General features: G+C 58.0%; 19 protein-coding genes. 7 read left to right on the plus strand and 12 right to left on the minus strand.

Features of this window, described 5'->3' with window-relative positions:
* Nucleotides 1-87: 87 nt before the first annotated feature.
* A complete protein-coding gene (gene leuA, locus ACJ8IP_RS01030) occupies nucleotides 88-1776 on the plus strand; it encodes a 2-isopropylmalate synthase (protein ID WP_273974375.1) in 1689 nt (562 codons plus the stop codon).
* Here leuA and ACJ8IP_RS01035 read toward each other — a convergent pair.
* Nucleotides 1727-2527, minus strand: coding sequence for an AraC family transcriptional regulator (locus ACJ8IP_RS01035; protein ID WP_273974374.1), 801 nt, complete (start codon nucleotides 2525-2527; stop codon nucleotides 1727-1729). The two genes, leuA and ACJ8IP_RS01035, sit on opposite strands and share 50 nt — an antisense overlap.
* Nucleotides 2528-2664: 137 nt before the next feature.
* Between ACJ8IP_RS01035 and ACJ8IP_RS01040 the strand changes: the two genes are divergently transcribed.
* The 4 genes from ACJ8IP_RS01040 to ACJ8IP_RS01055 are packed head-to-tail and all read left to right on the plus strand — an operon-like array spanning nucleotide 2665 to nucleotide 4226.
* Nucleotides 2665-2982, plus strand: a complete 318-nt coding sequence (locus ACJ8IP_RS01040; RefSeq protein WP_442524280.1) for an ArsR/SmtB family transcription factor — start codon at nucleotides 2665-2667, stop codon at nucleotides 2980-2982.
* Nucleotides 2972-3406 (plus strand): YeeE/YedE family protein, encoded by a 435-nt coding sequence (locus ACJ8IP_RS01045; RefSeq protein WP_047571978.1) that lies wholly within the window; start codon nucleotides 2972-2974, stop codon nucleotides 3404-3406. The genes ACJ8IP_RS01040 and ACJ8IP_RS01045 overlap by 11 nt, the downstream gene beginning before the upstream one ends.
* 2 nt (nucleotides 3407-3408) lie before the next feature.
* The gene (locus tag ACJ8IP_RS01050) at nucleotides 3409-3837 is read left to right on the plus strand and encodes a YeeE/YedE family protein (protein WP_046686845.1); all 429 of its coding nucleotides are present in this window, start codon (nucleotides 3409-3411) and stop codon (nucleotides 3835-3837) included.
* Nucleotides 3828-4226, plus strand: coding sequence for a VOC family protein (locus ACJ8IP_RS01055; protein WP_046686846.1), 399 nt, complete (start codon nucleotides 3828-3830; stop codon nucleotides 4224-4226). Before ACJ8IP_RS01050 ends, ACJ8IP_RS01055 begins: the two co-directional genes overlap by 10 nt.
* 49 nt (nucleotides 4227-4275) lie before the next feature.
* On the opposite strand, the gene ACJ8IP_RS01060 is transcribed toward ACJ8IP_RS01055, so the two are convergent.
* From ACJ8IP_RS01060 to ACJ8IP_RS01075, 4 genes are all read right to left on the minus strand, one after another.
* Nucleotides 4276-5829, minus strand: coding sequence for a peptide MFS transporter (locus ACJ8IP_RS01060; RefSeq protein ID WP_273974373.1), 1554 nt, complete (start codon nucleotides 5827-5829; stop codon nucleotides 4276-4278).
* A gap of 474 nt (nucleotides 5830-6303) precedes the next feature.
* Complete coding sequence (gene mdtG / locus ACJ8IP_RS01065) at nucleotides 6304-7542, minus strand: multidrug efflux MFS transporter MdtG (RefSeq protein ID WP_197849592.1); 1239 nt, start codon at nucleotides 7540-7542, stop codon at nucleotides 6304-6306.
* A 199-nt stretch (nucleotides 7543-7741) separates the two neighbouring features.
* Entirely contained in the window at nucleotides 7742-8026 is a 285-nt protein-coding gene (locus ACJ8IP_RS01070; RefSeq protein WP_042784186.1) for a YciI family protein, read from the minus strand.
* Nucleotides 8027-8127: 101 nt separating this feature from the next.
* A complete protein-coding gene (locus tag ACJ8IP_RS01075; protein ID WP_025159951.1) occupies nucleotides 8128-9048 on the minus strand; it encodes a Kdo(2)-lipid IV(A) acyltransferase in 921 nt (306 codons plus the stop codon).
* Between the two features lie 406 nt (nucleotides 9049-9454).
* Between ACJ8IP_RS01075 and trhO the strand changes: the two genes are divergently transcribed.
* On the plus strand, nucleotides 9455-10522 hold the full coding sequence (gene trhO / locus ACJ8IP_RS01080; RefSeq protein ID WP_033638032.1) for an oxygen-dependent tRNA uridine(34) hydroxylase TrhO: 1068 nt from the start codon (nucleotides 9455-9457) through the stop codon (nucleotides 10520-10522).
* Nucleotides 10523-10565: 43 nt separating this feature from the next.
* Here trhO and ACJ8IP_RS01085 read toward each other — a convergent pair whose 3' ends face one another.
* Nucleotides 10566-11144 (minus strand): YceI family protein, encoded by a 579-nt coding sequence (locus ACJ8IP_RS01085; RefSeq protein ID WP_016928208.1) that lies wholly within the window; start codon nucleotides 11142-11144, stop codon nucleotides 10566-10568.
* Nucleotides 11145-11167: 23 nt separating this feature from the next.
* Nucleotides 11168-11722 carry a cytochrome b gene (locus ACJ8IP_RS01090; protein WP_033642671.1) on the minus strand — a complete coding sequence of 185 codons (555 nt, stop codon included), beginning with the start codon at nucleotides 11720-11722 and terminating at the stop codon, nucleotides 11168-11170.
* 442 nt (nucleotides 11723-12164) lie between these two features.
* Here ACJ8IP_RS01090 and ACJ8IP_RS01095 point away from each other — a divergent pair, with 442 nt between their 5' ends.
* Complete coding sequence (locus ACJ8IP_RS01095; RefSeq protein WP_089191506.1) at nucleotides 12165-13223, plus strand: AI-2E family transporter; 1059 nt, start codon at nucleotides 12165-12167, stop codon at nucleotides 13221-13223.
* Between the two features lie 294 nt (nucleotides 13224-13517).
* Here the strand turns inward: ACJ8IP_RS01095 and ACJ8IP_RS01100 are convergent, their stop codons facing one another.
* From ACJ8IP_RS01100 to solA, 5 genes are all read right to left on the minus strand, one after another.
* A complete protein-coding gene (locus ACJ8IP_RS01100; RefSeq protein WP_042784188.1) occupies nucleotides 13518-14207 on the minus strand; it encodes a hypothetical protein in 690 nt (229 codons plus the stop codon).
* A 394-nt stretch (nucleotides 14208-14601) separates the two neighbouring features.
* Nucleotides 14602-15621: a zinc-dependent alcohol dehydrogenase family protein gene (locus tag ACJ8IP_RS01105; protein WP_273974372.1), complete on the minus strand. Its 1020-nt coding sequence runs from the start codon at nucleotides 15619-15621 to the stop codon at nucleotides 14602-14604.
* Between the two features lie 3 nt (nucleotides 15622-15624).
* Nucleotides 15625-15741, minus strand: coding sequence for a DUF2770 family protein (locus tag ACJ8IP_RS01110; protein WP_004927822.1), 117 nt, complete (start codon nucleotides 15739-15741; stop codon nucleotides 15625-15627).
* A 122-nt stretch (nucleotides 15742-15863) separates the two neighbouring features.
* Nucleotides 15864-16490, minus strand: coding sequence for a LuxR C-terminal-related transcriptional regulator (locus tag ACJ8IP_RS01115; RefSeq protein ID WP_033642674.1), 627 nt, complete (start codon nucleotides 16488-16490; stop codon nucleotides 15864-15866).
* Between the two features lie 216 nt (nucleotides 16491-16706).
* Complete coding sequence (gene solA, locus ACJ8IP_RS01120) at nucleotides 16707-17822, minus strand: N-methyl-L-tryptophan oxidase (protein WP_273974371.1); 1116 nt, start codon at nucleotides 17820-17822, stop codon at nucleotides 16707-16709.
* Between the last annotated feature and the right edge of the window lie 59 nt (nucleotides 17823-17881).

A 17881-nucleotide genomic window follows, 5' to 3' on the forward strand; every position in this document is an offset into this window, starting at 1 on the left:
GACGACGGTTGTCCGCAAAGCGGGAGAAGCAGGCGCGGAGGCGGGAAATAATGACGGTATCGTTCACTCAGGCATCAGGAGAAGCCCATGCTAATCGACCCTTCAAGCAAATACCGACCGTTCCCGCCGGTGACGTTACCGGATCGCCAGTGGCCTTCGCGTACCCTGCGACAGGCACCGCGCTGGTGTTCCAGCGATCTGCGCGACGGCAACCAGGCGCTGGCGGAGCCTATGGATAACGCGCGCAAGCGCGAGTTCTATCAGCTGCTGTTGCAGTGCGGTTTCAAAGAGATCGAGGTGGCTTTCCCTTCGGCGTCGCAAACGGACTTCGACTTTGTGCGCGCCCTGATCGACGAGCGGCTGATACCGGACGATGTCACCATTCAGGTGCTGACGCAGTCGCGCGACGATCTGATCGACCGCACCTTCGAGGCGCTGCAGGGAGCGCCGCGGGCTATCGTGCATCTGTACAACGCCACGGCGCCGATGTTCCGCGACATCGTGTTCCGCCAGGATAAGGCGGCTACCGTGGCGCTGGCGGTGAACGGCGCGCGGCGCATTCGCCGGCATTGCGAGGCGCAGCCCGATACCGTCTGGTGCTTCGAATATTCGCCGGAAACCTTCTGCTTTACCGAATTGGCGTTCGCGCTGGAGATCTGCGAAGCGGTGGCGGATGTTTGGCAACCGGGGGCACAGCGGCCGATGATCATCAACCTGCCGGCGACGGTGGAGGTGAGTACGCCCAACGTGTATGCCGATCAGATCGAATGGTTCTGTCGCCACTTCAGCCGTCGCGCTGATGTGACGATCGGCGTGCACCCGCATAACGATCGCGGCACCGGCGTCGCCTGCGCCGAGCTGGCGCTGCTGGCCGGCGCCGATCGGGTCGAAGGCTGCCTGTTCGGCAACGGCGAGCGTACCGGCAACGTCGATCTGGTCACGCTGGCGTTGAATCTCTATACCCAGGGCGTGGCGCCGGGCCTGGACTTCAGCCGCTTGAAGCAGGTGGTGGAGGTGGTGGAACAGTGCAATCAGCTGCCGGTACATCCTCGCCATCCTTATGCCGGTGAGTTGGTGTTTACCGCCTTCTCCGGATCGCATCAGGATGCGATCAAGAAAGGCTTCGCCGCGCAACGGCAGCGGCAAGATGGCTGGTGGCAGGTGCCTTACCTGCCGCTCGATCCCGCCGATGTCGGCTGCAGCTATGAGGCGGTGATCCGGGTTAACAGCCAGTCCGGCAAAAGCGGCGCCGCCTGGCTGTTGGAGCAGAACCATGGGCTGGCGTTGCCGCGCGGTTTGCAGATTGATTTCAGCCAGGTGGTCCAGCGGGCGACCGACGGCAGCGGTAAGGAAATGAGCGTCGCGCAGCTGTGGCGCTTATTCCGCGACACTTACGGGCTGGTGGAGCAGCCGCGCTTGCAGCTGTTGAGCTACCAAACGGAAAGTCACGGCGTGGAAGCGTACAGTTTCAGCGCGCGAGTCGCCTGGCAGGGGGAGCCTCTGCAGCTGCAGGGGGCCGGCAACGGCCTGCTTTCCAGCGCGGTGGATGCGCTGCGCCAACGCTTCGGTTTGCCGTTGGCTATCGAAGATTACCACGAGCATACGCTGGGGCATCAGAGCGACAGTCGAGCGGTGGCTTACATTCGCTGCGTTTTGCCGTACGGCGAGGCGAGCTACGGCGTTGGCATCGACGTCGACTCCGCCAGCGCTTCGCTGCAGGCGTTGTTCAACGTCGCCGGGCGCTATCTGGCGTCAACGTCGGCGCGGCCCGGCTGAAATAGTCGCTGGGCGCGACTCCCAGCACCCGGCGAAACATGGCGCTGAACGCGCTGGGGCTGTCATAGCCGAGATCCAGCGCCACTTCCAACACCGAGCGTCCGGTCGCCAGCGCGTTCAGCGCCGCCAGCAAACGGGCGCGTCGCACCCAATCGCCAAAACGCAGCCCGGTTTCTCGCTGGAAGCGCCGCGACAGGGTGCGTCCGCTGACATTGAGGCGTTCGGCCGCCTGTTCCAGCGTCCAGGGCTGCGCCAGCGTGGCCTGAATATGGCAGCACAGGGCGAGCAGCGAGGCCTCGCGCGGTTCGGGCAGGTGCAGCGGCAGGCTCGGCAGCACCCGTAATTCATCCAGAATCAACTCCATGATGCGCTCGTCGCGCCCGCCGCTGGGGTAGCCGGGCGCAATCTCCATCGCGCTGATAATCAGCTCGCGCAGCAGCGGCGACACCTGCACTACCTGGCACTGAGCCGGCAGATCGGCGCGCGCCAGCGGATCGATGAACAACGTCCTGGCCGCTACCTGGCCGGTGATGCGTAGACTGTGCACCACTTTCGCCGGTACCCAGACGCCGCGGCCGGGCGGCACCACCCAACTGCCGAGCCGGGTAGTGACCTGCACCACGCCGCTCAGGGTGTGGATCAGCTGCGCGCAGTTATGGTAGTGCTCCGGCTCGCTGTCACCATGATGATAATCCCTGGCTAACGGCCGGACAGGCTGATCGGGCGGCAGAACGTCGTGAAAAAACAGCATCGCTGGCGCCCTCCGCGCGGCAAAAGGATAAGACCAAACAGCATGCCATGCGGCGTTATTTCACGCCAGCCTGTGGCTTTGCGTGCCAATACTTTATAAAATAATATTATATAATTTTGTATATTGATGGAGGGGCAATGGATATTGACGCGATGCGTAAGGCGGCGGTGCAGGCCGGCGCGATGCTGCGCACCCTGGGTAACGAAGATCGGCTGCTGCTGCTGTGCCGGCTCAGTCAGGGCGAGATGGCGGTGAGCGAACTGGCGCAGGCGCTGGATATCCGCCAGCCGACGCTGTCCCAGCAGCTTGGCGTGCTGCGGGAGGAAGGGTTGGTGTCCACCCGGCGCGCCGGCAAGCAGATTTACTATGCGGTGGCCGATGCCAAAGCGCTGGCGCTGCTCCATACCCTGTATCAGCTTTATTGCCCACCACCGGAGAACCGCGATGACCATTGACTGGCAACACTTCACGCCTTATTCCGCGCTGGCGGGCGGGGCCATTATCGGCGGCGCGGTGGCGCTGCTGCTGCTGTTCAACGGCCGGATCGCCGGCATCAGCGGCATTACCGGCGGTGTATTGAGTGCCGCTGGCCAGGAGCGGGGCTGGCGCGCCGCATTTATTGGCGGGTTGCTGCTCTCTCCCTGGCTGTATGCTGCCGCTGCGGCTTTGCCGTCCGGTGAGATCGCGGTCGGCAACGGCGGGCTGGCGGCCGCAGGGCTGTTGGTGGGATTGGGCACTCGATTGGGCAGCGGTTGCACCAGCGGGCACGGCGTGTGCGGCGTCGCACGGTTGGCGCCGCGTTCGCTGGCCGCCACGGCGGTGTTTATGCTGCTGGGCTTTATGACCGTGTGGTTGATGCGCCACCTGGCGGGAGGTTGAGAATGCTGAAAACGCTGTTGGCGCTGCTGAGCGGCGTCATTTTCGGTCTGGGGCTGATCGTCGCCGGCATGGCCAATCCGGCCAAAGTGTTGGCGTTTCTCGACGTTACCGGCGCGTGGGATCCCTCGCTGGCGTTGGTGATGGCTGGTGCGATCGCGGTGGCGGCGCCGGCCTTCCTGTGGGCGAGGCGACGAGAGCGTAGCCTGTTGGGGGAAACGCTGCAGATCCCGGCCGCCGGGCGTCTGGATCGTCGTTTGCTGGCGGGCAGCGTGCTGTTCGGCATCGGCTGGGGCATCGCGGGTATTTGCCCCGGTCCAGCCTGGGTGTTGGCCGGGGCGGAGATAAGCCGGGTATGGCCGTTCCTGCTGGCGATGCTGGCGGGCATGGCGCTGTATGACGTTATCATGAGGAGGAGGAGGACATGTCGATAGCCAAAGCGGTGTTGCGCATCGCGCGCCCGACCGATCGGTTGCAAGAGATTGCTACGCTGTATTGCCGCGGGCTGGGGTTCGAAAAGCTGGGCGAGTTTGTCGATCATCAGGGGTTCGACGGCATGATGATCGGGCATCCGCAGCATGCCTACCATCTGGAGTTCACGCAGCATCGCGGGGTACGGGTCGGGCAGGCGCCGACGCAGGATCATCTGCTGGTATTTTATCTGCCGGATGAGAACGAATGGCGGGCCGCGTGTGAGCGGATGCGGGAGGCGGGATTCTTATCGGTCGCCGCCTATAATCCCTATTGGGATCGGGCGGGGCAAACCTTTGAAGATCCTGATGGCTACCGGGTGGTATTGCAGCATCAGGCCTGGCAAGCATAAAAAAACCGGCGCATCGAGCGCCGGTTTGCGAGATAAAACGGGCTATCCGTCAGGCGTTGGTCGCCGGTTTTTGCGCGCTCTTGGACTGGGTATTTTCCAGCATGCGGCGAATCGGCACGATCAGCACGATAAGCACGGCGGCGCAGATCAGCAACGCGACTGAGCAGCGGGCGAACAGATTCGGCAGCATATCCAGTTGGTCGGCCTTGACGTGACCGCCGATCAGACCGGCCGCCAGGTTGCCCAACGCGCTGGCGCAGAACCACAGCCCCATCATCTGACCGCGCATTCTCTCCGGCGCCAGCAGCGTCATGGTGGCCAGCCCGATCGGGCTCAGGCACAGCTCACCCAGCGTCAGCATCAGAATGCTGCCCACCAGCCACATCGGCGATACGCTGGCGCCGCCGTTGCTCAGCACATTCTGCGCGGCCAGCATCATCAGGCCAAAACCGCCGGCGGCGCACAGGATGCCGATCACGAACTTGGTGATGCTGCTCGGACGCACGTTATTGCGTGCCAGTGCAGGCCAGGCCCAGCTGAAGACCGGCGCCAGCAGGATGATGAACAGGGCGTTGATCGACTGGAACCATACCGCCGGGATCTCGAAGTCGCCGATCATGCGATTGGTGTAATCGTTGGCGAACAGGTTAAACGAGGTCGGTTTCTGTTCAAACGCTGACCAGAAGAACGCGGCGGAGATCAGCAGGATGAAGCACACCAGCAGGCGTGCGCGCTCTTTGCGGCTCAGGCCGGCAAAGGCGAACAGATAGATGAAGTACAACGTGACCGACGCGGCGATCACATACACCAGCACGCTGGCCACCTCGACCGGATTGATGACGATAGTGCCTTGGGCGATCAGCACGATGACCGCCACCAGGATGGCCGCCAACGCCAGCAACCAGGCACCGACGCCTTTTTTCTTCGCGACCGGGCTGTTCCAGGTGGAGTCCAGGCCCACTTCGCGGTCATAGCGTTTCATCGCCGGGACGGCGAACACCCGGAAGATCACCAGTGCCACCAGCATCCCGATACCGCCGATGCCGAAGCCCCAGTGCCAGCCGTGTGACTTGATCAGCCAGCCGGAGATCAGCGGGGCGATGAACGAACCGATATTGATGCCCATGTAGAACAGCGAGAAACCGCCGTCGCGACGCGCATCGCCTTTCTTGTACAGCGTACCGACCATCACCGAGATACAGGTCTTGAACAGGCCGGAACCGAGCACGATGAACATCAGACCGATGAAGAACAGGTTGGTGCCCATCACTGCGGACAGCGCGATCGACAGGTGGCCGAGCGCGATCAGGATCGAACCGTACCAGACGGCCTTGCGTTGGCCGAGCCAGTTGTCCGCCAGCCAGCCGCCCGGCAGCGCCGCCAGGTACATGCTGCCGGCGAAGATGCCGACGATCGCCGACGCGTTCTCGCGCGCCAGGCCCAGGCCGCCGTCGTACACCGTGGCGGCCATAAACAGGATCAGCAGCGGACGGATGCCGTAGAACGAGAAGCGCTCCCACATTTCGGTGAAGAACAGAGAACCCAGCGGATAGGGATGGCCGAAGAAGGTCCGGCTTTCTGACTTATTGACAGAGGATTGCATAACGATTTCCCAATAAAAGGCGCTGCAAGGCTGCAGCCCGTACTGTGGTATGTATGTGTATTTAATGAAGGCGATCCGCCCAATGCGGATTACCCGACAAAACCGCGGCTGCAACGCTGATAAACCGTGGAAAGCGTGCTGACCTTTTCTTCACTTGGCCGATGGTTCACATCTGGCGTGATATTATTTAACCATTTGATAACTGGTCGTTGGTTTTGTCTAGTACCTGTATCCCATTTTTTAGACGAAAAGTCGACAAGCATCTCCTTTTCTGGTTTTTCTGTTGGTTGTGACAGGAATATGATTGACAGCGGGTTTTATGCGCTGAAAGTTAATTATTTGTTGATAAACAAGATGTTGTATTAAGAAAGTTCTGAGTTAGGTGAAAATTCACCGGCGGCGAGAAAGCATTATTAAAAATAGGGGAAACGCGCCGTTGATCCGGCCAACGGCGGAAACTGGCGATAAATGCAGCTATTGCTCTTCCTGCAGCGTATCTTCCCGCATATAGCCCGGCCGTCGTCGCAGACACCACCAGGAATAGCCGGCGTTGAACAGCACCACCAGCGCGGTGACGCCGAAGACCGCGCGAAAACCGTAACCGGCGGAGACTGCGGCGCCGAGCAGCGGGCCGCTGACGTTGCCGACGTCGCGGAACGACTGGTTATAGCTGAAAATACGGCCGGCCACCTGATTGGTGCAGTTATAAATCAACAGCGTCTGTACCGCCGGCAGCAACGCGCCGTCGGCCGCCCCCAGCAGAAAACGCAGCACCCCGAGTTGCCACGGCGTTTGCACGAACGCCATCGGGATCAGCAGCAGCACCGAAACGATCAGCATGAACACCAGTATGCGTTCCGGGCCGATGCGATCGCCCAGCTTGCCCAGCCGCGGGGCGCTCATCAATGCCGCGACACCGGGCACCGAGGCGATCAGCCCGCTGATAAACGCCAGATTGTGGGTGGCGCCGGCCAAATCGCGCACATACAGCGTTAGGATCGGCGCGATCGAGCCGGTGGCGATCTGGATGATCATGGTGGTGACGAACAGGCTGAGCACCAGCTTCGGGTTTTTCAGCGAAGCGAACACCTGTTTTGCGTGCAGCATGTCGCGCTTTTGCACCGGGGTGAATTGTTCTTTGACATACAGCAGCGTCAGCACGAAGCAGACGAACAGCACCGCGGCGGTGATATAAAACACCGGGCGCAGGCCGTATAAATCGGCCAGCAGCCCCCCGATCAGCGGGCCGACCAGCGCACCGCCGACGCCGCCGGTGGACAGGGTGCCGAGCGCCCAGCCGCTGCGGTTGCGCGGCACCTGGGTGGCGATCAGCGCGTTGGCGTTGGGAATGAACCCGCCGAGCAGCCCCAGCACCGCACGCAGCGCGAGAAACTGCCAGACCGTTTGCGCCATGCCCATCAGCGCCATGACGATCGCCATACCGAGCGCCGAACGCAGCAGCATCAGTTTGCGGCCGCGTCGATCGGCCAGGGCGCCCCAGAACGGTGCGGCGATAGCGGAAAACAGGAAGGTGATGCTGAACAGCAGACCGGACCACATGTTGAGCGCCTGATGGTCGGTAACGCCCAGCGTCTCTACGTACAGCGGCAGAAACGGCATCACCAGGCTGAAGGCGGCGCCGGTGAGAAAACATCCCAGCCAGGCGACGAAAAGATTGCGTTTCCAGTTAACGGGGTCTGCTGCCGAAGCCATAAATGTCCACTGCCGAAAGGTGACGCGTTTTGCCGGTGGCGAGATGATGGGGCAAAACGTGAAAGTTAGCGTGGTAAGTATGCGCCGCAGGCGCGGCGACGGCAAACGAGGGGACGCAGATAGGGCAAAAAATGAAATAAAGTTTTAAAAATGGCGTTTAAACCTTATTCCGCGCTTGGCGCGCGGAATTTACAGCGTTTTATAGTCCGGCCAGCGCCTCGAAACCGGCGGCGGTGGTGGTGGCGCTAAAGTCGGTGACCTCGTAGTGGGCCACGGCGTTGAACGGATCTTCGGCCAGGATGGCGTCCAGCCGAGCACGCTCAATGCCTTTGGCCAGGATCACGCCGCCGGTGCGGGGATTCTTGCGGCCGGAGGCGACGAAGGTGCCGTCCTGAAAATATTTCTTAAGCCAGGCGATGTGGCCTTCAAGGTGGCTGTCGACGTCGGCGATCGGGCGATGGTAGGTCAGGCTGACAATATACATGGCGGCTCCAAGGGTGGCGGCAAAAGCATTACCATCCCACCCTCGCCGGCGATTCTCAAGGGGCGCGCAATAAAAAACCCGCCGGCGGCGGGTTTGCGTGATCAGTACAGCGAAGGCTCGCCTTCCGGGCGGGTCTTGAAGCGGCGGTGCAGCCACATGTATTGGTCCGGCGCCATCAGGATCTCTTTTTCCACCACTTTATTCATAAAGGCGGCGGCGTCGAGTTCGTTGTCCAGCGGGAAGTTTTCCACCGCCGGCTGCATGATCAGCTCATAGCCTTTGCCGTCCGGCAGGCGACGCGGGGTGAACGGAATGATCGCCGGTTTGCCCATCCGCACCAGCACGTAGCTGCCGGTGGTGGTGGCGGCTTTATCCACCGCGAACAGCGGCACGAAAACGCTGCTGCGCGGGCCGTAGTCGTGATCCGGCGCATACCAGATGATATCGCCCTGTTTCAGGGCGCGGATCATGCCTTTGACGTCTTTACGATCCAGCATCGATTTGTTGGAACGCATCCGGCCCCAGGTTTGCAACCAGTCCATCAGCTTGTTGTCGTGCGGGCGGTAAACGCCGATGCCCGGGTTGTGAATGCCGAAGATGCGCGCGCCCAGCTCCAGCGTCAAAAAGTGCAGGCCAATCAGCAACACGCCCTGATGGTTGTCGCGCGCTTTTTGAATGTGCTCCAGGCCGCTGACCTTGAACCAGCGCTCGATGCGCCAGTTCGGCCAGAACCACGCCATGCCGGTTTCAAACAACCCCATGCCGACCGATTCGAAATTCTTTACCACCAGCGCATCGCGTTCAGCCTGCGGCATGTCTGGAAAACAGAGTTCGAGGTTACGTTGGGCGATAACGACGCGCCGCTTGAGAAAGCGCATGGAAAATCGCCCGATCGAGGTGCCGAGCCAGTAGATGACGGGATAAGGCAGCAACACCAGCAGATACAGCAAGCCGATGCCTACCCAGGTCAGCCAGTAGCGCGGGTGCAGTAAGGAGCGATTGAAAGTAGGAACTTGAGTCATGGGTTCTCTGTTTTAATACGGTTGTTTAAGTGTAATGACAGAGTCATAGCATGGTCTGACGGCCGGGTGGGCTCGGTCGCAAGGTTCTTTTCTGCCGATTGTTTGCGACTATTGTGGCATTTTTCTGACGATCCGGGAAAACACAACGCATTAAAATCCCTTTTTGGGCGTTAAATATGCATCGAATGCCGAATTTTTCCACAATGTTTCCTGCCAAAAGCCCATGGCGATATCATTATCAGGAAGGTCAATACGGTGGCATCCGGGATGAGTGCGCGATGCAGGTATGCGCACGCGAGCGCCAGGGCTGCGCGGCGGCGGTTTTTCGGGTATGATGTGCGCCGCGCGCGGGCCGGCTGGCTGCGCGCGGTAATCAGTCACCTCCCGAAAGACAGGAAAGTACACCATGCCAGTGTTACATAACCGAATTTCTAATGAGGAACTGAAGGCGCGCATGCTGGCGGAAACCGAGCCGCGCACCACAGTTTCTTTTTACAAATACTTCTCCATCGACGATCCCAAGGCGTTTCGCGACAGCCTGTACGTTCAGTTCGAAAAACTGAAGGTGTTCGGCCGCATCTACGTGGCGAAAGAGGGTATCAACGCGCAGATCAGCGTGCCGCAGCATAACTTCGACGCGTTCAAAGCCGCGCTGTTCGCCTCGCACCCGGCGTTGGATCAGGTCCGCCTGAATATCGCGCTGGAAGACGACGGCAAATCCTTCTGGGTGCTGCGCCTCAAGGTGCGCGAGCGCATCGTGGCTGACGGCATCGATGACGAGAGCTTCGATCCGAGCAACGTCGGTGAGTATCTGCAGGCCGATCGCGTCAATCAGATGATCGACGATCCAAATACGGTATTCGTCGATATGCGCAACCACTATGAGTACGAAGTCGGTCATTTCGAAAACGCCATCGAGGTGCCGTCGGATACCTTCCGCGATCAGCTGCCGATGGCGGTGGAGATGCTGCAGGACAGCAAAGACAAGAATATTGTCATGTACTGCACCGGCGGCATTCGCTGTGAAAAAGCCAGCGCCTATATGCTGCACAACGGCTTTAAAAACATCTACCACGTGGAAGGCGGGATTATCGAGTACACCCGCAAAGCGAAAGAACAGGGGTTGCCGCTGAAGTTTATCGGCAAAAACTTCGTGTTCGATGAGCGTATGGGGGAGCGCATCTCCGACGATGTGATCGCCAACTGCCACCAGTGCGGCGCGCCGTGCGATACCCATACCAACTGTAAGAACGACGGCTGCCATCTGCTGTTCATTCAGTGCCCGAGCTGCGCTGCCAAGTTTGAAGGATGCTGCAGTGAGATTTGCCGCGAAGAGCTGAAGCTGCCGCGCGAAGAGCAGCGCGCGCGCCGTGCCGGCCGCGAAAACGGCGTCAAGATTTTCAATAAATCGAAAGGATTGTTGCAGACCACGATGCACATTCCGGCACCGGAAGAAGAAGGCCCAGCCCGCTGAGCCTGAGGAACCGACAAGCCCGGCCGCCAAGCCGGGCTTTTTTTTATTTCTCGCGCACGCCTTCTACGGAGATGATCAGCTCAACGTCTTGCGACGCCGGGCCCAGATCGGTGGTGATGCCAAAATCTTTCAGCTTGATCTTGCCGTTGGCTTCAAAGCCGGCGCGGTAGCCGCCCCACGGATCGTTGCCCTGGCCAATCAGTTTGGCATCGAGCGTAACCGGTTTGGTGACGCCGTTCAGCGTCAGGTTACCGACCACCGCGTAACCGTCGCCGCTTTTCTTCACTTCGGTGGATTCAAACTTGGCTTGCTTGTTCTTCTCCACGTTGAGGAACTCGGCGCTGCGCAGGTGCTTGTCGCGCTCGGCGTGGTTGGTGTCGACGCTGGCGGTATTGATGGTCACGTTGACCTTGTCCTTGGACGGATCTTTCTCGTCGAAGGTGAAGCCGCCGTCGAAGTCTTTAAAGCTGCCGTACAGCCAGCTGTAGCCCAGGTGCTGGATGCGGAATTCGATAAAGGCGTGTTGGCCTTGTTTATCGATCTTGTAGTCTGCCGCCAGTGCGGAACCGGCGCTCAGCAGCAGGGCGCCTGCGGTCAGGCCCAATACGGTCTTTTTCAACATAGCAATCTCCATAAATCCAAAGGTTAATCGGCGCTGCTACCCAGCATCCGTTTCAAAGTGACATCACGATCGATAAAGTGATGTTTAAGCGCGGCCAGCCCGTGCAGTACCGAGAGCACTACCACGGCCCAGGCCAGGTAAAGGTGTATGGCGCCGGCGGTGTCGGCCTGTTCCGCCATGCCGGTCACGGTGGCGGGCACGTTGAACCAGCCGAACACGCTGATCGGTTGGCCGTCTGCGGTGGAGATCAGATAGCCGCTGATCAGAATGCCGAACAACACGGCGTACAGCGCCAGATGCGCGAGGATGGCGCTGACGCGAGTGAGGCGGCCATAGCTGGCCAGCGGTTTGGGCGGCGGTGAGACAAAGCGCCAGACCACGCGGATCACCATCACGATGAACAGCAGCGTGCCGATGCTTTTGTGGATCTCCGGCGCCTGATGGTACCAGACGTCGTAATAGCCCAGCGTGACCATCCACAGGCCGAGTGCGAACATGCCGTACACCGTCAGCGCCACCAGCCAGTGGATCAACACTGACACATGGCCGAAACGATCGGCGGTATTTTTCCAGAGCATCCTGTTTCCTTCGATTACCGATTGGCTGGCTGCAATAATTAAACTTTAGGAAACATAAAATCAATAATAAATTTAACTATGTTACTACTTTGAAATATTAGTCAGTGAATTTGTTCGAGATGTTCGGAGTTAATCAGATAAATCGTTGGAGATAATATTATTTCGCTCACGAGAGGTTTATGCTAGTCATTGAAAAATGGGGCTATTATCTATTAATGTCAGCTTTTGTCATTTTACGTAAACCCCTCGTGAGTTGCCCGACGAGATTATTTGTTGGCAAAGGTTATGCCTATTTATTGCGGCGCAGGGCAGGGCGGAAAGATTAACTTTGTCGAACGGTTGCGCTAAATCCCCTGCGGTGCAGCGGCGGATTTTGCTACCATTAGCGCCAAGAGCCGGCGCCCTGGCGCCGGTTAACCCAGTGAAATAACAAGGAAACGTCATGGGCCGAACCCGTGTGACCGACAGCAGCCTGCGTCTGGCCGTCCTGCTGGCGATGTTGGTGATCATTTTGGCCGGGGTGAAAGCCGCCGCCGACATTGTGGTGCCGTTTTTGCTGGCGGTATTTCTCGCCATGGTGCTGAATCCGCTGGTGGCGATGCTGGAGCGTAAACGGGTGCCGCGTATCGTCGGGGTGACGCTGCTGGTGACGGCGGTGATCGTGGTCGTGATGCTGTTTATCGGCATGCTGGGGGCTTCGCTGAACGAGTTCGCCCGTTCGCTGCCGCAGTATCGCGGCATGATGATCGAGAAGCTGCGTGAGCTGCAGCATTACGCCGACCGTTTCAATATCAGCCTTTCCAGCGAAGCGATGCTGCAGTATGTCGATCCCAGCGCGGCGATGAATCTGGTCACCCGCATGCTGGGGCACCTGTCTGGCGCGATGACCAACGTCTTCCTGCTGCTGATGACCGTGGTGTTTATGCTGTTCGAAGTGCAGTTGCTGCCTTACAAGCTGCAGCAGGCGCTGGATAAACCGAACGAGGGGCTCGCCGCGATGCGGCGGGCGTTGGATGGCGTGACGCGCTATCTGGTGATTAAAACCATCATCAGCCTGGCCACTGGGGTAATCGTCTGGATCTTCCTGGCGGCGGTCGGCGTGCGTTTTGCCTTTATCTGGGGGCTGCTGGCATTTCTGCTTAACTACATTCCCAACATTGGCTCGGTATTGGCCGCCATTCCGCCGCTGATTCAGGCGCTGTTGTTCAACGGATTAGGAGATGCGCTGGTGGTGGCGGGCGGCTTTATCGCTGTCAACATGGTGATCGGCAATATCCTCGAGCCGCGCGTGATGGGGCGCGGGCTGGGGCTGTCGACGCTGGTGGTGTTCCTGTCGCTGATCTTTTGGGGCTGGCTGCTCGGCCCGGTGGGCATGTTGCTGTCGGTGCCGCTGACGATCGTGGCGCGCATCGCGCTGGAGACTACCGAGGGCGGCTATCGGCTGGCGGTTATCCTGGGGGACGGCCGCCCGCCGCGCCAGCCTCCGGCGGCGCCGGAGTGAGGTAATTTCTTGTGGCCACGTTGAGCCGTGCGTTATTAATGAATTTTGAATAAGCCACCCAACGGTGGCTTAACGCTTCTACTGCTAATGCATACTGTGAACATTGGCCATTCAGTAAATACTACAGCCACTTAGACCACCTTACATAGGCGACACAAACGACAATGGCCCAGATGAGGGTGAGATAAAAACCAGTCTTTGGAAACACTGAAACGAGAATAACCCCGCCGACAATAATGAGTACGATAGGGATTAGGTAAGCGAACGAGTTACCCAGCCATTCAATCAACCACTTCATTTTGTGAGGATCTTGTTCATCAGGAAAATGATTTCCTCTTCATTATTAGATCCTGAATTAGTTAGGTAGATGATTTTTTTCATTTCTGGCTCGATCATAAAGTACAGCAATTCTAGGTTTTCTTTGTAGAGAGCAGAGTAATAGTTAGGATCTGAAAATTGAAGTTTTCTTGCAGAAATGGCGGCTGTTTGCATTTTTCCATAGAAACTTAAAACGCTTACGGCAACTAAACTACTTTTATTGATGATGTTAATATGTGATTCTTTGAAGTCGTGGGATTCAGTAATTAGTTTTGCGATCGTATACGCAACTGACAATTTAGAAAACTTTTCTGATGCATGGTTAGCAAGTTTTTCAGTGATAGCTTGCATAATTTTATGCTGACCTGGGGCACTGATCCTACTAAGCTTAATATTAAAATAGATTTCCACCATATCCAGTACTACGTCTTTTCGCTGGTACACCTGCCGAATTGATAACAACATGCGGGTATCTTCTTGCCTCAACTGCTTACATACGTCTTTGTAGTCATCAAACAGACAGGAACCATACCAACTTGCTCGCTCGGCACCAGACCTAAAACTCTGTACAGTACTGGTAGTGTCTTTCTTGAGTTGTCCAAGGGACCTCTCAATACTTAGGGCAATGGCTCGGTCTGCCTGCATCTTTAACTTGAGATAGGACATGCGTTATCATTTCCTTTGATGTAGAATCCATTAGGCGATTATATATTGAACAGTAAATAATGCAAGGATGACCAATGAAGAGAGTAATTGCATATATAGTATTGACTCTGATCTACTTTGTCGTACTGGCTGAAGTGGTTTTCAGGCGTCTATCAGAGGATACGTACTTAAAGATGGCGAAGATCTCAAACCCACTAGGTTTAATGAGCTCATCGTTTGACTCTCTAATTGTCATGCTCATTTTATTATCGATCGTTATTTCTTGGGTAACGATGCGTCTTATCTCAAAGCGTAGAGATTGATAGCTTAATAATGTCCGGCGCCCTAATAAAAGGGTATCTCAGGACTAATGAATTAGTATTACCGGAAAAATTACCTTTTCCTCCATTGCATTTTATTTATTGGGAACCCCGTTGAATAATAGTTCATCCACCGCAATCGTCTCCGATGTCGTCGGCGTAAGGAATATTTTGCCATTCACGCCGGGCTGGGCGGCGTGGTGCAGCGCCGCTGCGTACTGACGCAAAGGATAAATCGCGGCGGGCGGGCGCAGCGCCAGCTGGCCGCGTCGCAGCAGCAGGAATAACTGATAAAACGCCGTCTGCCATTGCGCCGGCGCTGCCTGTGCGTTCCATTTGCGCAAGTGGAACAGCGAAGCGCGCAGCTTTAACTCGTCCACCACGCGCCGCCAGTCTACCTGGCGGCCGCTCAGCAGGCCCAGCGCCACAAAATCGCCGCCGGTGCGGACCGCCTGCGCCAACTGCAATCCGTCTTCTCCGCCAATGCAGTCGATGGCCGCTCGGGCGCCAAAATTCGTCATTTCCGCCAGCTGCGGCGCTTCGATAACGCGCCAGGCGCCGGCGGCCAGCAACGCCTGGCGATGAGCGGCATTGCGCACCACGACCGCCAGACGAATGCCGCGCAGCGCCGTCAGCTGCGCCAGCAGCAGGCTGACAGCGGAGCCGCCGCCGTTGAGCAGCAGTACGTCGCCGGCGCTGAGCGGCAGCCATTGGGTCAACAGCACCCAGCAGGTGAGCGGGTTGATATAGATTTGTGCTGCGCAGGCGTCGTCGATGTCGTCCGGCACCCAGACCACCCGATCTTCAGGCAGCGTGACGAACGTTTGCCAACTGCCGTTACCTGCTACCGCCAGCGCGCGTCGGCCCGTTGAATACCCATTCTGCGGATTGACGACGACGCCCACGCCTTCATATCCCGGCACCTGAGGAAGGGCGATGCGGTGCGCGTATTGGCCGTGGATCGGGATCAGATCGGAAGGGTTGAGCGGGGCATAGCGCATCTGCAATAACCGCTGTCCGGGGCGCAGCAGCGGTCTGCTCATCTGCTGGAATTCCAGCACCTGGGCGGGATCGCCGAAGCGGCTGAAGCTCAATCGGGGAAATAACGGCGGCATGGATTACATGACGAAGAAGAAATAGACATCCAACGCCAGCAGCACCAGCCACAGACAAAGGTACAGCACCAGGTGCTCACGCACATTGTTGACGATAGCCGCCAGTATTCGGTTTAACATTTCAGCCGCCTGAAGAGAAGGACCCTTGATTATAGTCCTTTTCTCGGCGTCATTTATAGCGCGCCGCGCGTGAGTGGCGGGAAAGTGGCGATAAAAAAGCCTGCGTTATCGCAGGCTTGAGGTTACACGGCCAACAGCGCCAGCGGCGTTGAATTCGCCGGCGTGCTCGGCGGGTAGAAATAGCGCAGCACGTTATACAGCGAGTAAAACTCCAGCCGGTTGCGCGCGTTAATCTTTTCCGTGATGTGACGCTTGTGCACATAGACCGTATGGGAGCTGATCTGCAGTTTTTTCGCAATGCGGTAGTTAGGCATCTCTGCCATCCAATACTTCATTACCGTCAGCTCCTGCGGGCTGAACAGGGAACGCTCTTCGCCGTCATCGGCCAGCGCCAGCGGATTCTCGCGCAGCGTGCGTAAGGTGAGCGGCAGAATGCTTTTATTGAACAGAAAAGCGTTATCGGCGATGCGCATTGGCGCTTCGCTGTAAGGGTAAGGTGTGTCGAGATAGATAAATAGCAAGGCGGACTGGCTGGCTTCCATAAAGGCCTGCAGTTGCGCGTCCGCTTCGTTATAGCGGCATTGGTTGCTGAGGTTCACCAGAATGTGGCTCGGCTGAAAGCTGGCCAACAGCGATGTAGCGTATTCAATGCTGTGGCAGCACTTGATCGTCGTGATCCCACTATCAGCAAAGTAGCTGGCTATACCGACCCGGGTGAAGCAGCATTCGTCCACGACAAGTAGTTTCATGGTGACGTCCTTGTTGAAAGCCGATGGAGCATATCTTCTGTAAAATAGGACTTACACTGCAAGTGTTCAATTCGGAAATTCAACTGCTGAATATAAGAAATTTCCGTTATCAGGATTTTTACTTGGTATTTAAAAGAGTTAGCAGGTTAACAAATTGTAACTGCCAAATTTCGCTGTCCAGTGCCTGAGGGGGACTTGGACAGCGAAATCCTTCGCTCAGCTAAATCGTTTCAGACCAAAGCTTGAGACGTCAACCGGCGGCGCTTTGTCCTGCGCGAACAGCGCGGCGATCTCGCCCAGAGCGCTGGCGAACTTGAAGCCGTGGCCGCTCAATCCGCTGATGACCATCAGGCGATCGCAATCCGGCAGGGTATCGATAATAAAGTCTTCGTCGGGGCTCATATCATAGCTACAGGCTTCACCGTGTAAACATACGCCTACACCCGGCAAAAATTGCCGCAGGAAGGAGAAAACTTCCGTGCCGTCGCTGGCGTAGCTGCCGAAGGGTTTGCGCTGCTCGGGGGCATCCATCGGCTGGCCGCCGTCATGTTTGCCCACTTTCAGGCCGTCGTTATCCGCCGGAAAACCGTAATAGTGCGTGCCGTCTTGCGCTTCGACGGTAAAGGCCGGGAAACGATTGTTCACGCTGTAGCGGCCATCTGCCTGATGCCAGGAGAAGACTTTGCGCAGTGGCGCGATCGGCAGTTGCGGTAACAGCGCTTTGACCCAGGTGCCGGCGGTGATCACCGCTTTTCGCGCCGTGAAACGCCCTTCGCCGGTGATGACCTCAACGCCGCCATCGATGGGTTCTACCGCGTTGACCGGGCAGTTGAACAGCTGGCTGCAGCCGGCTTCTTTCGCCAGCTTGATCAGGCTGGTTATCGCCAGCTCGGCACGCAGGAACCCCGCGTCTGGCTCGAATACGCCGACATAACCTTCCGGTGCTCGGAATTCCGGCCAGCGCTGATTGATCTGTTCGGCGCTGAGGGGTTGCGCGTTCAGGCGGAATTTTTGCGCGCTGAGCTGCGCATTGCGAATGAATTCGGAGTGCTGTGGCCCCAGGTTGAGCACGCCGCACGACTGGAACAGTTCCTCGCCGGATTGTTGAATCAGCGCATTCCACAGCGCCTGCGCGCGCAGCACCAGCGGCACGTACTTTTCGCCTTCGCCGTATGCGTGACGGATAATGCGGGTATCGCCGTGATGGCTGCCGTTTCGGTGCGGAGGGATAGCGCTGTCGATCATCAGCACTTTCAAGCCGGCCCGCGTGGCATAATAGCCTGCCGCCGCGCCGACGGAACCGCTGCCCACCACAATCAAATCATATTCCACGTGCCAACCCTCTCTGATAGCGATTTCTTATGCCCCCATGATAAAAGGTTGGCGGACGC

Source organism: Serratia sp. CY52157 (assembly GCF_052168495.1).
Taxonomy (GTDB): Bacteria; Pseudomonadota; Gammaproteobacteria; order Enterobacterales; family Enterobacteriaceae; genus Serratia; species Serratia ureilytica.